We start from the raw sequence: 18,822 nt of genomic DNA, 5'->3' as shown, positions 1-18,822 counted from the left end.
TATTTTATCTTCGTCCTTACAAGGTTTTATACTTTTGTTAATTAATCTTCGAGTTTGTCCCACCAGGTCCTTTTTAATATAAGCACAATGAGTGCGAGAATTATGATCGTTGCCAGCAAAGGAAGCTTCATCCACAAAACCAGGTACATGGGCAACACAGTTAAACAACACTGAGCGATCATACCCAGAACCACATTAAACATATCCACTTTGAACCTTCCATTCGGTTTAAATTGGGGGTTCTCAGCGATTACAGCCGCATGAACAGGCCCCCAAAAACCCCATGGCCTAACGTTGCTGTAAAAACTTTTCAGTATAGTCAGATCTGTAGCAGGCGCAGTATAGGTTCCTACTATACAACCAGTTAAAGAAACAAAAAACAGCAGGGGCCACACATACAGAGGAAGAACCCCGACGAAGATGAAAGGAAAAATTAATGCTGCTATAATACCTGCGCTCATTCCCCAGAAGAAGCCGTTGGCGTTAAACCTCCACCAATACCATTTAAGCATATTTGAAGCTATATATCCTCCATATAAAGCACCAACAATCCACTGAAGTATGCTATTAACGTCTTTGGCAAAAAAACCAAGCACCACCCCGATAAATACTACCAGAACGCCCACTACGTAGTTTAACCGTATGATTTTTTTTGTTGGAGCATTGGGGTTAACATATTTTAAATAAATATCGTTAACGATATATGCCTGCGCTGCATTAAGCGTTCCGGAAAACGTTCCCATAAAAGCTCCGAGCAAACCGGTTAAGACAAGGCCTAAAATTCCAACAGGTAAGAAAGCATTGATTGCCGCAGGCAAAATTCGCTCGAAATCAGCACCTTCAGAAGTTGAGATATTTAGTTGATCATAGTATAACAGGGCCAGGACAGTCAAACCTATGATCATTGAATAGCGAATAGGTAAGAGTACAATAGATACGAACCCTGTCATTTTAGATGCTTCTTTGGGGCTTCGCGTCGACAGCACCTTTTGCATATCATAACTAGGCGCTGGGCCCGCAAGGCTGGCAAAAACACCCTTAAACAACATCATCATGAAAAAGATGCCAAATAACCCATAACCATCCTCTTCTATTTTTTTATTAGCATCGACTATAATATTGCTCCAGTCCAGATCTAATGTCCAGCCGAAAAATGGATCGGACCATCCTTCAGGTACATTCAGTTGCTTTCCGTTCAGATGCATCACTGCAATAATTGCAATAGCAATGCAACCCACGGTCATAATAATATATTTGATAAAATCGCCAACAACAATACTATGCATCCCTCCTAATATGGAATAGAACATGGCGAACAGGGTAAATATTATCCCATAAAAATGTGCAACATATTGGGCTGGTATGTTGAAAGGAATATATGCTTTCACCATATCCCACGGAACAAAAACTTCAATAAATTTGCCAAGACCAACAAACCCATATGCCAGAAAGCCCAGACAGCTTATAAGTGCAAATGCTACGACAATGTTATGAGATGCTTTCACTCCCTTACCCTTTACACCAAACCTTGTAGCAAGCCATTCTGCCCCCGTATCAGCATTTGATCGCCTTAACCACTTTGCTAAGAACATCATGTTAAATACCTGATTAAATACGGGCCACAGCCAGGGAATCCAGATACTCTTCATACCATATACAAAGCACAGCGAGATCATCCACATGGTACCGCTGATATCAAACATGTCTGAAGCATCACTTAAACCAAGCATATACCAGGGAAGTTTTTTACCTCCCATCAGGTAACTCTCTTTATTTTGCTTAGCTTTATTTTTATAAAACCAACCAATGAGTACCATCATTACCAGGTAAAATAGTATTATAGAGATATCTATCAATTGTAATTTCATTGTGTTTATTTAGCTCTTCTAAATTTTATATGATTATAAGTTTTGCAGGTTTTGATGATCTTTTTGCTATTCACTTAGTCTTTGATATCTGCCGGTTTGCTCAATTCAATTAAGCACTTAGTAAAAGTTTTGAAAAGCCATTATTTAGATTGGTTTACAAAATCAAATTTCCATATTGACTCACAATTAGACTAATACTTTTTTATCCAAAGCCTGTAGATTTTCTGACATAATTTGTAAAAAGTTTAATAAAATATAAATTTATACCATCCAATTATCCCCGATTACTAAACTATATTATAGCCAAAAATGAATAATAGCATAACCAAGGAGATTACTCCCCTGACACCTAACGATTGCTTCACTATTTTTTCGCGGGTCAAAAAAGAATTCAATTTCCCTTTGCACTTTCATGACGAGTACGAGTTGAATTTGATTTTAAACGCCAGAGGAGCAAAGCGAATAATCGGAGACCATATTGATATTATTGATGACATTGAGCTTGTTTTAGTCGGTCCTAATATTCCTCATGCTTGGTTTACTCATGATTGTAAGACAGAAATCACCGAAATCACTATTCAATGGCATAAAGACCTTTTTGACGAAAAGTTTTTATCCAGGAACCAGCTAAGTTTTATTAAAAAAATGTTCGAAATGAGCGCAAGAGGGGTTTGTTATCCAAAAGAAGCTATTCAAGTTGTGCTTCCAAGGCTCTTATCACTAAGCCAAAGAAGCGGGTTCGATTCTGTAATGGACCTCATTAGTTTATTGCATGACTTGTCTACAAGCAGGAACATGATCGCCCTCTCTGATACATCCTTTTTGAATAATAATAATTTCAACTATAACAGCCGGCGTCTGGATAAGGCTTTTGACTTTATGAATCAAAATTATAATAAACAAATCTCCTTAAATGATATCGCCAGGCTGGTAAACATGACCGAGGAATCTTTTAGTCGATTTATTAAGAAACGAACTGGTAATACATTTATAAATAGCTTAAACGAAATACGTCTTGGCCATGCATCTCGTATGCTCATTGATACTACCCATTCTGTGACTGAAATCTCTTATCAATGTGGATTTAACAATATCTCTAACTTCAACAGGCTATTTAAAAAGAAAAAAGGTTGTACCCCCAAAGAGTTCAGAGAAAACTTTTCAGGAGTACGTGTATTTGTTTGATCGTAATAGCCCATGTCAAAGCTTTATGGAAAATATGTACCTACCGGATGCAAGAGCTACCTTAAAAAGCCCCGGTTCCTGATCATTAAATTTCAACCTTGTATTTCCGGAATTCATTTTTTTTCCTGTGACACTTTGCGCCGAAAGACTTAGGGAGGCAGTGCTTCCCGGTGGAATAGTTACTACATATTCAAGCTGCTTTCCTTGGCTTTTCCATGCAGAGATTAAAGTCCCATATGGAGTTTCATGTTTTGCTTCAAAATGTTTCAGGCCACCAACGAAGTTCGGTTTCAAAACGATATGCTTAAAGCCTGGGGCCGACGGATCTGGAAAGATTCCCCCCAAAGCCTTGTAGTACCATGCACTTATTTCACCAAACATAATATGATTAAGTGAAATATCCGAACTACCTTCTATTTTCCAGTTTTCATACAAGGTGGTTGCACCATTTTTAATCCACCAGCCCCAGGAAGGATAAGTTTCTCTAGAAGCCAGCTTGTAAGCCAGTTCAGCGTAACCATTCTCACTTAAAGCATTAAGGACAGTTTTCGAGCCAAGCAAACCAACATCGATACTTTGATCTCGTTCAACCCTCTCAGCAAGCTTTTTGGCTACTGTCGACTTTAATTCGGCCGGCACTATGCCCCAGTACAGTGGTGCACTTAATTCGGTTTGTAATCCTGAACAATAAATTCCTGTTTTACGATCCAGAAATTTCGAATTAATGGCCTGCTTTACCTTTTCGGCTAAGGCTTCATACTTTTTCGCATCTTCTTGCTTGCCCAGTACTCTTGCTGACTTCGCCAAAATAGATGCATCTAGATAAAAATAGATGGAAGTGGTTAATTCTTTGTTTGCAATCGATTTAATAGGAATCCAGTCACCTAATCCCCAATCGGTTAATCCTGATGGGCTTCGGCTATTAATATAATCAACATACCTTTTAGTATTTTCGTAATTTTGAGAGAGAATCCTTTCATCCCCATAAAACAAATAAATATTCCATGGAATAATAGCGATGGTGCTAGTCCAATCCGGTCCGTTTGCCCAATCATAACCCCATATAGCGGTGGGAATAATCGCCGGCAAAACTCCGTTAGGCTGTTGCTCATCGCGATGGTCAGCAAGCCACTTTTCATATATAGTAATACCGTCGAAGTTATACAAACCAGTTTCTATAGCAATGTGTGCATCCCCCGTCCAGCCGTTCTTCTCCCGCTGAGGACAGTCTGTTGGATATCCAAATAAATTAGACAAATAAGAATTATTGGTAGCCAGCCAGATCTTATTGAGCACATCACTTGATGACTTTATGCTTCCCTTAGCGGGCACATCACTATGCATGAAATAGGCTGTAAGACTTTCCTTTGTAAGTACAACGGGTTTGTCGCTTACAACTTCAACGTACTGGAAACCCTTGTAGTTGAATCTAGCACGAAAAGAATCTTCCTTTTTCCCCGACAAAACAAATATATCCGTCTGAAAAGGATCTTTATCGTCGGTAGGACGATAATGGTAGTCGATATTGGATTGATCTGCCCGCCCGTCTTTACGCAACCGCTCAGCATGTATTAAGCGCAGAGTTGTCCCTTCGATTCCCTTTACCTTAATCTCACTCACACCCGAAATATTCCGGCCCAGATCAAACAGGTAAACATTGGGGCTGACCTTTCTAAAACTTACGGGTTTTATCTGCTCTACATCACGAATTGGCCGCACTTGCTGAGACACAATATTTTGTGAAGGAGCAGAGGTATAAATTGCATTTTTCCAGGTTGTATCTACAAATGATACAGTATTCCAACCCGGATGCTCCAAACGTGCATCGTAATGTTCAGCTGTGTAGATACTGTTAAAGACCAATGGCCCCGAAGAAGTTCTCCAAGTATTATCCGATGAAATTGTTTCCACTGAGCCATCCATATAAGTAATGCGGATGTCTAAACAAAATTTTGGTCTAGCACGCCAGCTTGCCCGATCAAAAAACCAGACAGCAGTTGACTGATGATTGAACCAGCCATTGCCCAACAAAACCCCCACTGCATTCTGACCGTTCCTTATAAATGATGTAACATCATGCGTGAGATAGAGTGTTCTTCGATCAAAACGAGTAAACATAGGATCCAGGCGATGGTTTCCAACCTTCTCCCCGTTTAAATAAAGTTCGAATAATCCCGCCGCCGCAATATATGCACGTGCTGACTTTACAACTTTAAGAGCGTTAAAAACTTTTCTGAAATATGGAGCTTCCTTTTTGTGTATATCATTAGCATCTGTTATCCAGGCTCCTTTCCAATTTTTGCTATTTAACAAACCGGTTTCGAACGAAGCGACTGCTGAGCCCGAACCGTTATCCTTATTCCAAACCCGCACCAACCAAAAATACCGGGTGAAAGGCTTCAGGAGATTATCAGGCAAGGATAACTTCATAAACGCCGAGCTCTGTTTTCCGGATCCCCAAACTCTGCCCTTTTCTGACTTTAAGCCCGCCGAATCGGTAGCAACGATTACTTCAAAAGCCGCTTGGGAACAACCCACTTTACAATCAGCCATGTTCCAGGTAAGCCTAGGTGAAGGTTCGTCAATGCCTATCGGATTTTCCAGGAACTCGCATCTAAGATTCAAAGGATTACTTTGTGACCGCACTTGAGTAACCCATGACAGCACCATCAGGATCAGGAACGCTATTTTTTTAACTCCCACTCTCAAACCTTGCTTATCTGATGCTGTATTTAACATTTTGCGTGATCCCTTTCCAGGTATCTGTCCGGAACGGAACTGCAGGAAACCCTTCTTTATTAAATAAATTAGCATCGCCAGCATCATCAGCCCAGGCATACCTTACTGCAACTGGCTTAGGCACATTTTCATTGGAAAGCACCACCTGTCCCCCTTCAATAGAACCTTTAGCATAGTAGAACTGCTGATCAGCTCCGGCTAGTTCAAACCCTTTAACGTAGCCATATTTATCGCTCACGGCAAGGCCTGATCCGATATTAATAAAGTCTACTGTTACCTTATTTCCGGATACTTTTAAACTGGCAAACGAAGGACCCTGAAATAACGTTCCTGTATTATACAATTGGTTTAAGGCAATAGCCGCCAGTCGCTTACCTACATCCTGTTTGTTTTTGGGATGAATATCGTTCGTTTCGCCAATGTCTATTGTTACTGCCATACCCGTGTTAGGTAATTTCAAGGTTTCTGTTTGAGCCTCCCGCAATTCAGCCCATGCACTGCCTCGCTTGCTATCTCCGCTGGAGGCAATCCAGCTTGAAAGCTGCACAAAATAGAACGGAAAATCTCCCTGGCCCCAGTTTTTTCGCCAATCATGAATCATCAAAGGGAAGGCTTCTTTGTATTGAAACGCCCTTGAAGCATTATTTTCACCTTGATACCATATTGCTCCTTTGATTCCATAAGGTACAAGCGGATTGATCATTCCATTATACAGTAAAGTAGGAAAACTATTTGGATCCCCCGTGTTACTGCTACTTGAAGCTACCGATAGCGATTCCAGTTGAAAAGACCATTGTCCACTTAAATGTATTATTTCACCATCTAATATGAGCCTCATGTCTTCGGGACTTCCATATATACCGCCTCCCCCACCAGTGTCTTCCACCCGCACTGCAATAGTATTGCGTCCGGCTTTCAAAATACCCTCTGGAATACCATAAACTCTTTGCGAATTATAAGCGTTTTTCATAGCACCGACTCGAATGCCGTTGACGTAGGTGATGTCAGAATCATCAATCATTGCCAACCTGAGTTCAGCGGCCTCACCAGCATGCTTTCCATCCAGTACAATAGTTGCCCGCAACCACGCCACTCCGTCAAGGTTCTCAATGGATTGTTCCCAAACACCAGGAACGGCAATTTTTGGCCACTTCGTATCATCAAACCCCGGTTCTTTAAAAGCAACTGCTGAAGCTGAATCCCTGGGAAGCTCGCCCTGCAATTCTTTTACCCGGCGGGTAAGTTCGTTTTTTCGCTCACGTATCACGTATTCAAGATCTGCAGAGGAGGGCATAGATTTCATCATCGACTTAAAAATGTCGCTGCTTTCGAGGGCTGGTCTGCTTATCCAGGTTTCAATATCCGTTCCTCCCCAGGAAGAATTGATTAATCCAATTGGAACGTTTAATTTTCTATAGAGTTCACGTGCAAAAAAATAACCTACAGCTGAGAAGTCTGCTGTATGCTGAGAGTTTGCTTGCTTCCAGCTTCCCCCGGTCAAATCATCCATCGGATCTTTCGACGTGGTATTCGGCACTTTAAAATGTCGGATTGAAGGATATTTTGCTTCCCTTATTTCTTTTTCAGCATCTTTACTTAATCGCACAGACCACTCCATATTCGACTGTCCTGAACAAAGCCATACTTCACCAACTAAAACATCATTGATAACTATAGAGTTCTTGCCCTTTATTGCTAATTGATAAGGACCTCCTGCAGCTTCAGGGCTTAATTCAACTTTCCACTTCCCGGTCTTATCTGCCTTAGTTGACTTAGTTTGATTATTAAATTTGACAATCACCGTTTCGCCTTTATTTGCCCATCCCCAAACCGGTATCGATTGATTTCTTTGCAAAACCATACCATCGCCAAATAATTTTGGTACTCGAACTTCAGCAGCTGCAAAAAAACTTTGTAGAAAAACTGCAGACAATAAATATAGTTTGTTCATATTAAATCTCATCTCCAATTCTTAAGGTGTGTTTAATTGGTTTTTAAATACTTCTGCAATATAGCTATTTGAGGTAAATCACCATGCCAGGGCTGAATGGATAAATGTTCATCTTCCGGCCACCTTGGCCCAGCCGCCCAGTAGCATCCATTTACATGATTATCTCTTAGGTATTTTAATGTATTATCCAAAACCACCAGCCATCTGGGATCTCCTCTCGGAACACCATATTCACCCACAAACCCTCTTTTATTATTTTTTTTAAGCCACTCAACGAAGGGAGTTACCCGTTGAACCCCTGTGTTTGGTGTAGCACCCTCTTCTTCGTATGTTCCTTCATAAGTACCGCTAGAATGCTTATCCCAATAAGTATGTGCTTCATAAATCAAATTATCAGAGGGATCAATTAAATTCTTCAGATTGTCACTTACTTCAGGCCATCGCGACGCCGAGCTAAATGCGTCTCCTCCAACCAATATAGTTGTTTTCGTATCGACAGTTCTTATCCGGGTGATAAGAGACTGAGCAATGGTAAACCAGCTCAGCTTCGTTAAACCATAAGGTTCGTTCATTAATCCATATCCCCAGATATTATTAAACGCTTTAAATTCATTAGCAAGTTTTGCCCATACATCAACCACTGACTCCAGAGGGACTTCATTTGAACCAATTTCATAAAAAACTGTACCGTTTTCGCCTAAATTCCTTCGGCAATAATTATGCATATCGAGTAATATCAGCATGTTTCTGGATTGAGCAGCCTCGATGAAAGTTTTCATCCGCCCAATCTCCGCGGCGTCCAGTGGACCATTTAAAGTACGCTGAACTCTTTCCCACCTAAAGGGAAACCTTATAAGAATCAAGCCTTTCGACTTAAAATAATCGAGATCTGAAGCCGTTGGATACCCATAGTGCCTGTTTAGAATGCCAGGTATCGTTCCAAACTCAGCGCCCGCCAGGTTAACCCCAAACGGTTCGTCTTTGACTGGAACTACCGGTTTTTCAGTTGGGTCTTTCGGTTCCGAAGTCGCTTTCTCTTTGCATGAGAAAAGAATAGCAGCTAAAAATATTAAGGTGATCGTGCATTTTTGTTTCATTTGGTAAACGGTTATTTTTTTAAATATGGTTTCAGAATGGATGCCCAGATTTCATATCCCTTTCGGTTCATGTGTACACCGTCTTCAACATAAATATCCGTCATTGGCTCATCCCCGGTTATCATCGTAGGATGATAAATATCCACAAATACTGCATTCTCCTGCTCAGACAGAAAGCTCTTAATGAGCTCGTTTGCTTCTTTGACTACCGGAATAGATCTCGACCGGCCAGGACAGCCCTTGATAGAAAGATAAGCAACATTCACTTTGGGCAGATCTTTCCTAATAAGCTTGTATAGCTCCTGGAATCTTTCCAGAACGCCTTCCGCATTAACCCCACTAGCGATATCATTATCACCAGCATAAATAACGATCTGTTTTACCTGCGGTGGATATTTAACCTGTTCGAAATACAGCTCAATGTCTGGTAATTGTGATCCTCCGAACCCTCTGTTAAGGATTGTATAGTCCGGAAACATATCCTGAACAAAATTCCAGTTCGTGAAAGACGAACTCCCTATAAAAAGAATCGCATTTTTTACAGGTGCATGGAGGCTATCCTGCCTTTTAAAACTTTGGATAGTGTTCCAGTAATATGGTTTTTCATCCTGAGATTTCGCGTCAAAGGAAAGAAATAGAGCAAAAATCGCAGCCAGTAAACATACTGATACAGCTTTGCCTGCTTTTAAGTATCTCATTTGTATATAGGATAAAACCAACAGCTGGCGAAATACCAGCCGCTGTTCGTATTTAAAACTCGACTAGTCTTCCTTAGGAACAATTCTGAAGTTATCAAAAGCCATGTCGGCGTCTAACAATCCATTTCCATGGAATGAAAATTTGATTTTATGTTTTGACAAGGACTCTTTTAAAGGAGTATTGACAATTTTATTTAGGTCAACAGAATGAGTTACCCATTTACCATTAGTATCAAAGGTTTGATGGGTTTTCCAGAAAAAGGTATTCACCTGATGATAGTCGCCATCTATCATCAGCTTAATCATATTGGCATTGAATGGCTTAAGAGTATTAACTTCGAATTTAAGCACATAAGCATCGGGATCTTTAACCGCTTCTGCCGGCAATGCCACATTCCCTTGTACAAAATCGATCACCGCCCAGGATTCTATCTCTTGTTTTACACGCACATATTTCCCACTAATAGGGCCCGGCGTTGCGCTCTTTGTACTGAAGGGGCTCGTAGAGCCTGATTCGAAGTCGAAGATAATGTTCCGGTTATCCTGATACAAGTAAGGAACGGTTTTCTCTATCTTAGCACCCGAAATTACCTTCACTGTCACCCCTGGTCTGGCACTTGCCGGGACTATTACATAAAGGCTATCCTTTGTGCCTCGTATTATTTTACCTTCAGTGTCACCGAAAAGCACTTTCCCATTCGTGGAAGTAAATTTGTGGACATCGAAATTCGATCCTAATATAACCATCGTCTCCCCTGCTGGGGTATATTCATTCAGCATCCTGGAAACGCTCAAAGACGGAAGCTGGGCATATGAAATTCCTGTGCCAGCAAGAGCCATAATTAAAGAACTTAAAAGTTTTCTCATCGTTATTTAAATATTTATTTAGTTTTTGGGTACGATTCTAATGTTATCAAAAGACATATCCGCGTCCAGATTGCCTGAACCGTGAAAGGCTATTCGAATGAGATAGCTGGCCTTTGCAGGCAAGGGACTTACTTTAGCGGCGTCTTTTAAGTCGATAGCAAAGGTTTTCCATTTTCCATTCGTATGATATCCAGTGCCCGTCCATAAATAATGATTACTACTACCATTCACACGATCAGGGAAAATTTTAATGGCGTTTGCATTAAACGGCTTATCGGTTTTGATTTCGAACTTAAACCGATAATTTTCAGGATGATCAATCACGTCTTGAGGCAATACTGTCCTTTCCTGGATGACCTCTCTATCTGTTGAATTACTCAATATCAACATATTTACTCTGAGGTAATTACCGCTAACACCACCTACGGAGTTTACGGTTCCGGAATTTGAGGCTGCAGGTTTTCCGTCAAAATCAAAGAGAACTCTGTTGTCTTTATACCGGAAGGGTACAATGGTTTCTACCCCGTCGCCGGCCACTATCTTGATTTGATCGCCGGCCACAGCATTCGGAGGAACGATCACATAAATACTGTCGCTGGTAGTCCGGGTTACATTTGCCTTACCGTTTCCAAAATAAACACTGAGCGGTCCATCTAATTCCAGAAGTTCCATATTCTCCCCTAAAACCACCATGGTATCGCCAATCTCAGTATATTCGAAGTCACTTCCTATGATTGACGTCGGTGGTATTGTGGTGGTAAAATCGACTTTTGCCTCACCCGACCTGGTGATCACACTCAAGGTGTTCGTTGTAATTTTGGGCTTTTTGGCAGGTATCTTGAAAACTATTTCAGTCGATGTTATGTACGCATCAGACAAATTAACCTCAACGTCGTTCAGTCGGATATTTGTTACAGAACACAAATTAGCCCCCTGTATGCTAATCCAGTCATAAAAGGATCCAGAAGTCTTCTCCTCTTCCAGATTCTCAGGTGCAGACACTTTCGATATCGTAGGATTACCAACGCAGTCATTATCCTCTTTTTTACAAGCGAACAACACGAAGCAGAAAGCAACTAAAACATTCCATTTATGTTGCTCAAGTATTTTTAAAAATTGCATTGTCTAACTTTATTTAGAATTTAGTTATTACCAACCTGGATTATTTTCTGTTATCGCAGAATTACCATTAATCTCAACAAGAGGCAAAGGGAATAGCAGATTTCTCCGTTCGCGACGCTTTATAATTCCGTTAGCGTCAACTCCAATCGCATTCATAACCGGAAGATATATACCCCAGCGCAGCAGATCCCATCTTCTAGACCCCTCTAGTGCAAGTTCCCGTTGACGCTCTTCCAAAATAATCGAACGGAGAGCAGGCTTTTCCATTACTCCTTCTGAGCTAACCGCCTCTATCAAAGACGCTCCACTTCTTGTTCTTACTGCATTCAATGCAGATAAAGCCACAGAGCTCGGGCCATTGATTTCATTTTCAGCTTCAGCGAGAATTAATAAAGTTTCGGCGTATCTTAACAAAGGATAATACACATCAGCTCTATTCAATGTCCTGTCGGTTACTATTGAATACTTGGTCAGCATTCCAAAGTGGAACTGATCACGCGCTGTGTTATCACCTTCCACAAACCCGTAAAAATCTTTCTTTGGACTAGTCGCCTCCCATGCAGGATAGAATTGCCATGAGGCCGCTGTGTAGAGACGAAAACGGTGAATAACCCCCCATCTTACCCGCTGATCAATATCGTTTTCAAACAATTGATACCAGTGGTCACTCATCCCAATAATGTTTCCAGTAATTGAACCATTTGATTGGATTGTCCCAGTGTATTGTTGCGAAAAAAAGTTTCCAAATGTTTCATCACCACTTATTGGATTCATGGACCATAAATGCTCTCGCTTGTTATGATTGGCTTGTGACCAGACCTCCGGATAAGAAGGAAATAAGCCTGTGTTATCGTTGCCCTCGTACATTCCACCAGCAAGCTCTACCACCTCCTGTGCCTTATCACGAGCAAGCGTAAAATATTGAGTAGCATTAAACCCTTCATAACCTGCAACTACTTCCTTGGTATAAGTTGCTATCGATGGATCAAGGTAAACCCGGGTTCCGCCATTGTCTCTTGTCTGAGGCCCTCCCTTCACAGTAACCTGAGCGCCTGAAAGTGAGCCTGACGCCATGGTTAAATACACTTTAGCGAGAAGTGTTTTTGCAGCCTCTTTGCTAACCCGGCCAAGCTTCCAATTAGCGTCGTTCCGTGAATACAGTCCCTCTTCAGCAAGCTTTAAATTTTCGATGATATATGCATAAACCTCAGGAATAGACTGTCTCGGCTGATTATTTTGCCCGCTTTCAATGACTGGTTCTTTAAAAACAGGAACCTCTCCAAATGCTCTTACCAGCATGAAATAAGCCCAGCTTTTTAGGAAGTAAACCTGACCAAGTGCATTATTCTTTGCAGCCTCATCAATGCTAAACTTATTCAGGTTCGAAATTGCGTAATCACAACGCTGAATCAGCGTGTAAGGGGCCTTCCAAAAAGTGTTTAAATCAGATACTTCTACAAAATTTCCGGCACCTACTTTAGAAAAGGCATAATCTTTCCCTGTCGCCTCATCCGCATCAACCTCCAGAGGCCGGTTATACTCCCCCCAAATAAAGAAGCTATTTAATTGATTCAAACACCCATTTACCCATAACTCTGCGTCGGCTTCAGTTGTAGTGCCAATATCACCTGCGGAGATAAAAGAATACGGTTTTTCTTCCAGGGCCTTTTCGCAGGAAATCAAAGAGAGGAATCCCAGAATTGTAACAGCACAAAATATTTTTTTCATGTTATTTGTTATAAATGGTTATTATAATGTCGCTTTTATACCGAAAGTATACATCCGGGTATTGGGGTATGAGTTCATATCAACACCGCGCCGGGAAGCATCACCTCCAAAAGAATTTACATCAGGATCAAACCAGCTATATTTTGAGAATGTCAGCAAATTTGTTGCACTACCAAACAGGTATAAAGATTCAATGAACTTATGCCTGGGTTTAAATGTGTAGCCGAAATTCACAGATTTTAACCGTAAATAACTCGCATCTTCCAGGTATCTGTCCGAAAACCTCATTGTCCTGGTAGCAGCGGTTAAGGGTTTCGGCCATCGTGCTCTGGCGGCTGACTCAGGTGTCCATCGGGAATCATATGCAAACTGTGGAATATTATAAGTTTGCCCCATTCCTATTTTTAATAAATTTGCATTCAATATATCACCTCCCTGAACCCCCTGGAAAAAAATGCTTAGACTAAATTTCCTATAGCTAAAATCATTCGTGATACCGTAGGTAAAATCAGGATTGGTATTTCCTATAATTTGACGATCAGTAACACTTATACTGGACGACTCGTTATCGAAGTTTTTGTATTTAACTTCGCCAATACGTGACAGCAAAAAATCATCAGTTGAATTCCTAAATTGCGGATCAGCCTTTACTTCTGCGAGATTATCATAGTAACCATCTTCTAGATAACCGTAAATTGCCCCGATAGGCTCCCCTACCCGCTGAATAAATATGTCATCTAGTTGATACCACAGCCGCTGAGCAAATTGGTCACCTGCAGGCAAAGCAGTAATTTTATTTCTGTTAAATGAAAGGTTTGCGTTTACGTTCCATTTAAAATTAGGGGTTTGCGAGATCCTGCCATTAACAGCAAACTCAAGCCCTCGATTTTCTACAGTACCTGTATTAGTCAACATTGTGCTAAAGCCTGTACTGGTAGCTATTTTTACAGCTTGTAATAAATCTGAGGTAGTTTTTTGATAAGCATCAAATGTGAAGTTTAATCTATCTCCAAAGAAACCAATATCAAGGCCTGCGTCATATTGAACAGTAGTTTCCCACTTTAAATTAGGATCTACCAACCCTAAATCGGTATTAATTGCGTAACCACTTTGCAAAGCCCCATTTAACGGGACGTTATAAGCTGACATTTGATACTGCGTACCATAAGGTCCTATTCCCTGGTTACCTGTAGCCCCTGCACTGCCCCGAACTTTCAAATTAGAAAAGACGTTAAGATTAGCAATAAATGGTTCTTTCGATGCTGTCCAGGCTACTGCTACCCCCGGAAAATATCCAAACTTATTTCCTTTTGCAAACTTACTGGATCCATCGGCCCTGAAATTTACCGTTGTTGAATACTTCCCACCATAAGTATAAATAACTCTTCCTAAATAACTCAATAACCGGCTTTCACCCTTATAGCTTTGAGGTCTGTTTTGCTGTAAGCCAGCTCCGATATTATCGTACTTAGTGATATCATTAGGAAAATTGGTTGCACTTAAACCTGCATTACCCTCCGTATTGATTTCATAACTAAAATCCGCTACTGCATTGATGCTATGTTTTTTGTTTAATGTGTTTTTGTAAGTAAGTATTGATTCGGAAACGATTTGCGAATAGTAATTCTCATTAACAGAAGCACGTCCGTTAGTACTCCAGCCCTCTCCGGTATTTCTATCATAGTAGGTCGAGCGTTTGCTGGTGTTATAATTATAACCGAGGCGCTGCCGGAAATTTAATTTACTGCTTAAATTAGCTTGAACAAACGAACTGCTAAATATCCGAAGTGTATTTGTGATATCTGTAGAGCCATCTATCGCACTTGTTGGAGTAAATAAGTTCAGGTTTTTAAGAATGTCTTCACCTATTACATTTATGTTATAATTGGCAGGTTGGGTAGACGGATAAAACAGGGTTGAGCTTATGAGACTTGGCTGTGTGCCAGCAGTATTTGTTTTGCCAAGTGTAAACTTATTAAATGTGAAATTAGTGTTTGTACCAATCTGCCAAAATCTGCTGATGTTCCTATAAAGATTCAGTTGTAGACCGTAACGGTCAAAACCAGTTTTCTTAATTATCCCTTGCTGATCCGTCAAATTTCCTGATATTGAATAGGAACCTTTCGCATCTCCGCCGGAAAAACGCAGTGTATAATTCTGCAAAGAACCTGTATGCAAAATTTCATTTAACCAGTCAGTTCCTGTAAACCCGTCTGGATATAAGGTATTCTTTAGCCCGCTGGCATAATCGGCAGGACCAGGGAAATATACTCTTCTGTTAGCAACAGAACTGAATGCCTCCTCTCCTGGATAGGGGACATTAAGTTGAGTACCTTCATAAATATGGGAATTATAAAACGCTTCATTTTGAAAACTTGCAAATTGAGATGCATTCAGCATATCTACTTTTTTAGAAATTCTAGACAGACTGATGTCAGAAGTGAATTCCACTCTATCTCTGCCTTGTTTTCCTTTTTTTGTAGTAATCAATACCACGCCGTTGGATCCCCGGGATCCGTAAATTGCTGTTGCAGACGCATCCTTCAATACGTCAATGCTTTCTATGTCCTGAGGATTTAAAAAAGACAAGGGATTGGTTGTTTGAAAATTATCTTCTCCTCCCTTGGGGGTTGAAGCAGAAAGGACGGGTACATCATCAACAACATATAAAGGGTCGCTTCCTGTAAAGGAATTTGCTCCTCTGATCAATATACTAACTCCAGAACCAGGAGCTCCGTCACCCTTATTTACCTGGACACCCGCCAACCTTCCCTGTAATGCCTCGTTAACACTCGTAACATTAGTTTTTACAAGATCCTCGCCCTTTATGGAAGCAACTGACCCTTGTAAGTCTCTCCTGCTCACAGAACCGTAGCCGATCACTACAACTTCATCCAGCTTATTACTTGATTCTTGCAGTTGAATATTGATCGTTCGATTGGTCCCTACTTCCTTTTGCTGTGTAGTAAAACCCAAATATGTATATACCAAGATCGTTTTTGCGTCCGGGACAGCAATCTTATACATACCATTTCCATCGGTAGTGGTACTGATATTACTATTCTTAATCTTGACACTAACCCCGGGTAAAGGCTCCCCGCTCGTATCTGTAACTTTGCCGGCAACATGATTTCCTGCGTTTTGCGAAAAAGCAACACTTGCCAGGAATATAATCAGTACGCAGACAAGTAAAATTCGCTGAGGAAGCCTTAGGGGGACTTTACTCAAGCGCTCAACTCCCCCATCCTTAACAACATCAACCCGCAAGCTGTGTCCTGGTTCATTTCTAAGTAGACTTACAAAGTTTATCATATATTTATATTGGTTAATTTGAGTCGTTTTATATCATACCTATGAGCGCAGCAAAGCGCTTATTGATTGGAGTTCCTTCCAAGCTATAGCAAACTATATCTTTATGATCCTGTCCGAAGTTTTAAGCCTGCCAGCATTTTCCACAATTAAGATATACGTACCAGACGCGAGATCATGCACATTTATAGATTCTACACCACTTCCATTCGTTTTGTAATGAAGCAAAAGAGATCCGCTCAGGTTTATAATTCTAATCACATCGCCAGCCGCCAAGCCGTTAATATTCAAAACATTGTCTCTAATCGGGTTAGGATAGAAAGAAAGTGTTGAATTGGCAAAGAAGTTGACAGAAATAGGATCGGATGTACTTTGAGTTCCGTCTTTATCTACACTTATTAAACGATAGTAGTTGATTCCGCTTTCTGGCACCAGGTCTCTATAGATGTAAGAAGACACTGTATTCGGTGTAATTGTCGCGATTGTGTTAAATAGCTTACCATTACTTGACCGTTGCAGATTGTAATGGGCCAGGTTTAGCTCTGACGCTTTCCAGCTTATTTCCACTCCTCTTTTGTCCACTTTTCCGGCAAAGTCTATCAAGGTAACCGGAAGCGTTGTACTTGCATTACCAACACTGAACTGAGCGAATGTGCCGAATGTTGCGGTAGCCGAATTATTAATATGATCGCCGCTACCCACATAAGCGCCCCAACTGGTCCCATCAAATATTGAGATACCAACTCCGGAGCTATGATATGCAGAAAAATCAGAACCTTCTACTGCATCGGGCCAGGCAAAAGTGATGTCAGCCGTACCCGTTCCGGACGAACGCGAAACATCCCAAACCACATCCAGTACCCTTTTCTTCTGCTCTGATGTAAATGCAGGGCCATTGGGCGTAGCAGTGTTTGTGATGCCTTCGAACACAGTTATCGCAAAATCAGAAGTATTTTGCGGATTAATAACGATTGGAAGATAGTTGGATGCAGAACCTACGGGTATCAATTTGGCGGCATTTAATTGGCTAACCTCCAAAACTCCTTTCAAGCCGTTGGTCGAATTTGAATTGGTTACTATATAAGACGAAGCACCCCATACTCCGCCAAAAGTTCCTGTATTGGTCAGCGTTACTACGTCGCCTGTACGAATAGTAAGCTTGGAGTTGAGACTTAAAACACCGGTAACTGATACACTTCTATTAGTAGTAACCGGAGCATTTATCGTTAAATCACCGATGCTGCTAGACGAAGTTAAATGGAAAGGAGCTGTAATTGCCGTATTAAACACATAATTCGTTTCAGGAGAAAAATTAATGGTATTTCCAGAAAAGGGATTAGATCCTCCATTATATGTTATTGTCGAATTGGCACTTAACATAACTGATAAATCCGGACTGCCGGCAAAAGGATGACTTCCTGAACCTGTATGTAAACTGCTTCCTGAATGAAAAACTACAGACGGCAAAATACTTGAGTTCTGCGTTAAAACACGATTTGCATACTTTCCTGTCGTCACAAGCTTGCCTTTGATGCTCGCTGTGGCAGCGGTTCCAAGGCTTAACAATACAAATGACGTAATTGCTGGATCAGGGTTATCTTTTAAAGTAAGACTACTTGACGCATCTATTTCCAACAAAGAAGTAGCTGTTAATGATCTATAAAAGGGACTTGCTGTATTAGTTGAATAAACACTAACGTCTGCGTTGTTTGTTAGCTTTATCTGGCCAATATTGTTATTTGACGCTGGAACATTAATTGTTACCGGTCCGGTTGTTGGGCTTGCCCCTCCAACATTGCTCCCATCAATAATAAGAATATCAGATGTAGTAGTAGAATTTCTGGCTGCTCCAGTAGCATCTAATTTTGTATTCCAATTGGCTGGAGTTAACCAGGTATTATTGGTTCCTCCAACCCAATAATAAGTTGTTTGCGCATAGGTAACATATACGCTATTTAATAATAGGAGAATAAAAGTTAATTTTTTCATATGGGAAAGGTTAGTTATCAGCCATCTAACTGGCTATACATTTATTATTGTTTCAATCAATTAGCAAAATCAGTTCATCCTGGACCGGATCAGCGTGCATAACGATGATATTTCCGGCTAAAATTCTTTCGGTTTATAAAACTTAAAGTTGAGCCTTTAACGGTACCTTTACTAATACTTTTTTAGCTAAAACCTATATAATACCTTCTGTTTAAAAGCCACATCTAGAAACTTGTCAAAAATATCCACCGTAGAAAAATTCAATACCG

Annotated in this window: 11 protein-coding genes; 1 reads left to right on the top strand and 10 read right to left on the bottom strand. The window is 40.7% G+C overall.

What is annotated here, in order from left to right; all coding sequences use genetic code 11:
• Window positions 1–41 precede the first annotated feature (41 nt).
• Entirely contained in the window at window positions 42–1,868 is a 1,827-nt protein-coding gene (locus J3P37_RS10675; RefSeq protein ID WP_256011100.1) for a sodium:solute symporter family protein, read from the bottom strand.
• Between the two features lie 309 nt (window positions 1,869–2,177).
• Between J3P37_RS10675 and J3P37_RS10670 the strand changes: the two genes are divergently transcribed.
• Complete coding sequence (locus J3P37_RS10670; protein ID WP_256011099.1) at window positions 2,178–3,053, top strand: AraC family transcriptional regulator; 876 nt, start codon at window positions 2,178–2,180, stop codon at window positions 3,051–3,053.
• 15 nt (window positions 3,054–3,068) lie between these two features.
• On the opposite strand, the gene J3P37_RS10665 is transcribed toward J3P37_RS10670, so the two are convergent.
• From J3P37_RS10665 to J3P37_RS10625, 9 genes are all read right to left on the bottom strand, one after another.
• Window positions 3,069–5,792: an alpha-L-rhamnosidase gene (locus tag J3P37_RS10665; RefSeq protein WP_256011098.1), complete on the bottom strand. Its 2,724-nt coding sequence runs from the start codon at window positions 5,790–5,792 to the stop codon at window positions 3,069–3,071.
• Window positions 5,770–7,743, bottom strand: coding sequence for a sialate O-acetylesterase (locus J3P37_RS10660; protein WP_256011097.1), 1,974 nt, complete (start codon window positions 7,741–7,743; stop codon window positions 5,770–5,772). Before J3P37_RS10660 ends, J3P37_RS10665 begins: the two co-directional genes overlap by 23 nt.
• Before the next feature lie 32 nt (window positions 7,744–7,775).
• Window positions 7,776–8,840 (bottom strand): glycoside hydrolase family 5 protein, encoded by a 1,065-nt coding sequence (locus J3P37_RS10655; RefSeq protein ID WP_256011096.1) that lies wholly within the window; start codon window positions 8,838–8,840, stop codon window positions 7,776–7,778.
• Window positions 8,841–8,851: 11 nt separating this feature from the next.
• Window positions 8,852–9,538 carry a GDSL-type esterase/lipase family protein gene (locus J3P37_RS10650; protein WP_256011095.1) on the bottom strand — a complete coding sequence of 229 codons (687 nt, stop codon included), beginning with the start codon at window positions 9,536–9,538 and terminating at the stop codon, window positions 8,852–8,854.
• Between the two features lie 63 nt (window positions 9,539–9,601).
• Window positions 9,602–10,405: a glycan-binding surface protein gene (locus J3P37_RS10645; RefSeq protein ID WP_256011094.1), complete on the bottom strand. Its 804-nt coding sequence runs from the start codon at window positions 10,403–10,405 to the stop codon at window positions 9,602–9,604.
• Window positions 10,406–10,423: 18 nt separating this feature from the next.
• Entirely contained in the window at window positions 10,424–11,527 is a 1,104-nt protein-coding gene (locus J3P37_RS10640) for a glycan-binding surface protein (protein ID WP_256011093.1), read from the bottom strand.
• Window positions 11,528–11,554: 27 nt separating this feature from the next.
• Window positions 11,555–13,255, bottom strand: coding sequence for a RagB/SusD family nutrient uptake outer membrane protein (locus J3P37_RS10635; RefSeq protein ID WP_256011092.1), 1,701 nt, complete (start codon window positions 13,253–13,255; stop codon window positions 11,555–11,557).
• 21 nt (window positions 13,256–13,276) lie between these two features.
• Window positions 13,277–16,567 carry a SusC/RagA family TonB-linked outer membrane protein gene (locus J3P37_RS10630; protein ID WP_256011091.1) on the bottom strand — a complete coding sequence of 1,097 codons (3,291 nt, stop codon included), beginning with the start codon at window positions 16,565–16,567 and terminating at the stop codon, window positions 13,277–13,279.
• 93 nt (window positions 16,568–16,660) lie between these two features.
• Window positions 16,661–18,553 (bottom strand): T9SS type A sorting domain-containing protein, encoded by a 1,893-nt coding sequence (locus J3P37_RS10625; protein ID WP_256011090.1) that lies wholly within the window; start codon window positions 18,551–18,553, stop codon window positions 16,661–16,663.
• Window positions 18,554–18,822: the final 269 nt, after the last annotated feature.

The sequence above is a fragment of the Desertivirga xinjiangensis genome (genome assembly GCF_024436435.1).
Taxonomy (GTDB): Bacteria; Bacteroidota; Bacteroidia; order Sphingobacteriales; family Sphingobacteriaceae; genus Desertivirga; species Desertivirga xinjiangensis.
This window is presented reverse-complemented; position numbering and strand designations above follow the sequence as displayed.

Coding starts and splice junctions, on each gene's coding strand:
- J3P37_RS10675 (WP_256011100.1), bottom strand. CDS start 1,868: ATGAAATTACAATTGATAGATATCTCTATAATACTATTTTACCTGGTA.
- J3P37_RS10670 (WP_256011099.1), top strand. CDS start 2,178: ATGAATAATAGCATAACCAAGGAGATTACTCCCCTGACACCTAACGAT.
- J3P37_RS10665 (WP_256011098.1), bottom strand. CDS start 5,792: ATGTTAAATACAGCATCAGATAAGCAAGGTTTGAGAGTGGGAGTTAAA.
- J3P37_RS10660 (WP_256011097.1), bottom strand. CDS start 7,743: ATGAACAAACTATATTTATTGTCTGCAGTTTTTCTACAAAGTTTTTTT.
- J3P37_RS10655 (WP_256011096.1), bottom strand. CDS start 8,840: ATGAAACAAAAATGCACGATCACCTTAATATTTTTAGCTGCTATTCTT.
- J3P37_RS10650 (WP_256011095.1), bottom strand. CDS start 9,538: ATGAGATACTTAAAAGCAGGCAAAGCTGTATCAGTATGTTTACTGGCT.
- J3P37_RS10645 (WP_256011094.1), bottom strand. CDS start 10,405: ATGAGAAAACTTTTAAGTTCTTTAATTATGGCTCTTGCTGGCACAGGA.
- J3P37_RS10640 (WP_256011093.1), bottom strand. CDS start 11,527: ATGCAATTTTTAAAAATACTTGAGCAACATAAATGGAATGTTTTAGTT.
- J3P37_RS10635 (WP_256011092.1), bottom strand. CDS start 13,255: ATGAAAAAAATATTTTGTGCTGTTACAATTCTGGGATTCCTCTCTTTG.
- J3P37_RS10630 (WP_256011091.1), bottom strand. CDS start 16,567: ATGATAAACTTTGTAAGTCTACTTAGAAATGAACCAGGACACAGCTTG.
- J3P37_RS10625 (WP_256011090.1), bottom strand. CDS start 18,553: ATGAAAAAATTAACTTTTATTCTCCTATTATTAAATAGCGTATATGTT.